Genomic DNA, 3,266 nt, shown 5'->3' on the forward strand with positions numbered 1-3,266 from the left:
GAGCAGGAGCGCGGTGCCCATGCGGGTGTGGTAGCGGCGGTGCCTTCGGCTGGTGCTACCGTACCGCGCGCCCGAACCCGTCCGGCCCATCATACGCCGCTGCTCGTGCTCTACGGATCCAATCTCGGCACCGCCGAGGAACTTGCCACCCGCGTGGCCGATCTTGCCGAGGTCAACGGTTTCGCGACCAAGCTTGCGCCGCTCGATGATTACGTCGGCAAACTGCCGGAGCAGGGCGGCCTGTTGGTCTTCTGCGCCTCGTATAACGGCGCGCCGCCCGATAACGCCACCCAATTCGTCAAATGGCTTGGCGATGGCCTGCCGAAGGATGCATTTGCGAAAGTCCGCTACGCCGTGTTCGGATGCGGCAACAGCGACTGGGCCGCGACCTATCAGTCGATTCCACGGTTCATCGACGAGCAACTGGCGGCGCATGGCGGCCGCAGCGTGTATGAACGCGGCGAGGGCGACGCCCGGAGCGATCTGGATGGTCAATTCGAGCAATGGTTTGCAAAGGCAGCGCCCGAGGCGGTCAAGGAGTTCGGCGTCGACTCCAGCTTCAGCCGCAGCGCGAACGACGAGCCGCTCTATAATATCGAACCGGTAGCACCTTCAGTGGCCAACGTCGTGGTCGCGCTGGGCGGCGCCTCGCCAATGAAGATATTGGTCAACGCCGAATTGCAGAACAAGACCGGCGCCAATCCGTCGGACCGCTCAACCCGGCATATCGAGGTTCAATTGCCGTCCGGCGTCGCCTACCGTGTTGGCGACCATTTGAGCGTCGTACCGCGCAATGATCCGACGCTGGTTGATACGGTGGCACGGCGTTTTGGCTTTCAACCCGCCGACCAGATCCGCATCCAGGTCGCCGAAGGACGCCGCGCGCAGTTGCCCGCGGGAGAGGTCATATCGGTCGGCCGGCTGTTGACGGAATTCGTCGAGCTGCAACAGGTTGCAACCCGCAAGCAGATCCAGATCATGTCCGAGCACACCCGCTGCCCGGTCACCAAGCCCAAGCTGGAGGCCTTCACCGGCGAAGATGGAGCGTCCGCCGAGCGCTACCGGGACGAAGTGCTCGACAGGCGCAAGTCGGTGTTCGATCTGCTCGACGAACATCCGGCCTGCGAACTGCCGCTGCATGTCTATCTCGAAATGCTGTCGTTGCTGGCGCCGCGTTACTATTCGATTTCGTCGTCGCCTTCTGCCGATCCTGCGCGATGCAGCGTGACGGTCGGCGTGGTCGAAGCGCCCGCGAGCTCGGGACGCGGCGTCTACAAGGGCGTGTGCTCGAATTATCTGGCGCGGCGGCGTGTCGGCGACACCATCCATGCCACGGTGCGTGAAACCAAAGCGGGCTTTCGCTTGCCTGACAATCCAAGCGTGCCCGTCATCATGATCGGGCCAGGCACGGGGCTGGCGCCGTTCCGCGGCTTCCTGCAGGAACGCGCCGCGCTCAAGGCCAAGGGCGCCACGCTTGGTCCGGCCATGCTGTTCTTCGGTTGCCGTCACCCCGAGCAGGATTATCTCTATGCGGGAGAACTGAAGCGCTTTGCAACGGATGGAATCACCGAACTGTACACCGCGTTCTCACGCGGCGACGGCCCAAAGACCTATGTGCAGAATCTGATTGCGGCTGAGAAAGACCGCGTGTGGGCGCTGACTGAGGCTGGCGCGATCATTTATGTTTGCGGCGACGGCGGCAAGATGGAGCCCGGCGTCAAGGCAACGCTGGTCGCGATCTATCGCGAACGCAGTGGTGCGGATGCCGATAGCGCCCAGCGCTGGATCGACGATCTCGGCGCGAAGAATCGCTACGTGCTCGATGTCTGGGCGGGGGGCTAGCCTTTCTAGCGCTGTGGCGGCAGCTTCTCGAAGCTCGGCATTCCCTCGGGGATCATGTGGAATTCCTGCTTGTCGCAGGTATAGATCGCCGTTTGCGGGAGACCGTAAAGCGAAGGGTCATCGAGCGTGCCGGCTTTCACGATCGCGGCAGGCAGTCCTGCTCGCAGCGTCACCAGATGGGTGCCGCATTCAGGGCAAAATTCGCGTGTGACCGCGTTTTCAATATCCTTGCGGCTAAACTGCTGGGGTTTGCCTTTGGTGTAGCTGAAGCCTTTGGCCGGCATCAGCATGAAAAAATTGGGACCCCCGCCCGAGATATATTGGCATTCGCGGCAATGGCATTGCCCCTTGAACATCGGGTCGCCCTCGGCGACGTAACGCACCTCGCCGCAATAGCATCCGCCTTCGAGTTTCATCGGGCTCTCCTGCTTGCTTAATGCATCGTATTGGCGCGCGCGGAATGCGCATGCTTGTCGATCGCATCGATGATCTGCGGCCACATCGGGATCGGCAGCGCATGACCCATGCGTTCGATCATGACCAGCTTGGCGCCGGGAATTGAAGCCGCGGTATCCTTGCCGCCCGCGGGGTGCACCAGCGGATCGACGGTGCCGTGGATGACGAGCGTCGGCGTCTTGACCGTACGAAGCCGCTCTTTGCGGCTGCCGGAGGCGAGGATAGCGCGGAGCTGTCGGCCGACGCCGGCCGGATTGAGGCCGCGCGCGAAGGTCCGCTCGGCACGGCCGCGATCAAGCGCCTCATCTTCCGGGAATGAGCCTGCGCGAAGGATTTTCCAGGTCTTGTCGAAACGCTCGAGAAACTCCTCCCGCGACTTTGGCGGTGGCGCCATCAGCACGGCCATGGCTTCGCGCGTCGGCGGGGGAATTTTCGGATTGCCGGTGGTGGACATGATGGAGGTAAGCGAACGCACACGTTGCGGAAACGAAATCGCGATCTCCTGGGCAATCATGCCGCCCATGGAGGCGCCGACCAGATGGACGGATGCAATGCCGAGCGTATCCATCAGGCCGACCGTATCTTCCGCCATGTCGCGCAATCGGTACGGCGCCTTTACCGGGATTTTCAGGAAACGCAACTTGAGCATCTCAAGCGCCGTCAAGGGCTTTCCGCCGGAGAGCCGGCTGGATTGGCCGATGTCGCGATTGTCAAATCGGATCACGCGGAAGCCGCGCGCGGCGAGTTGCCGGCAAAAATCGTCGTCCCAATGAATCATCTGGGCGCCCAGACCCATGATCAGGATCAGCGGTTCCGCGGAGGGGTCACCAAACGTCTCGTAACAGAGCTCGATACCGTTGGCCTTCGCCATCTGCGGCGGTTGGTGGGTGGTCGGGTTCACCTCGTCGTTTCCTTCTCGCATGCTTGGGAAGAGGTTTCCTGATGCCGTTTTATGACATGCTTTTTCG

General features: G+C 62.2%; 3 protein-coding genes. 1 reads left to right on the forward strand and 2 read right to left on the reverse strand.

Annotated elements, in window-relative coordinates:
- Positions 1-1,842: diflavin oxidoreductase (locus WB528_RS21840; RefSeq protein ID WP_423890586.1), on the forward strand; the 1,842-nt coding region annotated here is incomplete at its 5' end.
- A 5-nt stretch (positions 1,843-1,847) separates the two neighbouring features.
- On the opposite strand, the gene WB528_RS21845 is transcribed toward WB528_RS21840, so the two are convergent.
- Entirely contained in the window at positions 1,848-2,258 is a 411-nt protein-coding gene (locus tag WB528_RS21845; protein ID WP_423890588.1) for a GFA family protein, read from the reverse strand.
- A gap of 17 nt (positions 2,259-2,275) precedes the next feature.
- The gene (locus WB528_RS21850) at positions 2,276-3,220 is read right to left on the reverse strand and encodes an alpha/beta fold hydrolase (protein WP_423890590.1); all 945 of its coding nucleotides are present in this window, start codon (positions 3,218-3,220) and stop codon (positions 2,276-2,278) included.
- Positions 3,221-3,266: the final 46 nt, after the last annotated feature.

The organism is Bradyrhizobium sp., from assembly GCF_049586575.1.
GTDB lineage: Bacteria > Pseudomonadota > Alphaproteobacteria > Rhizobiales > Xanthobacteraceae > Bradyrhizobium.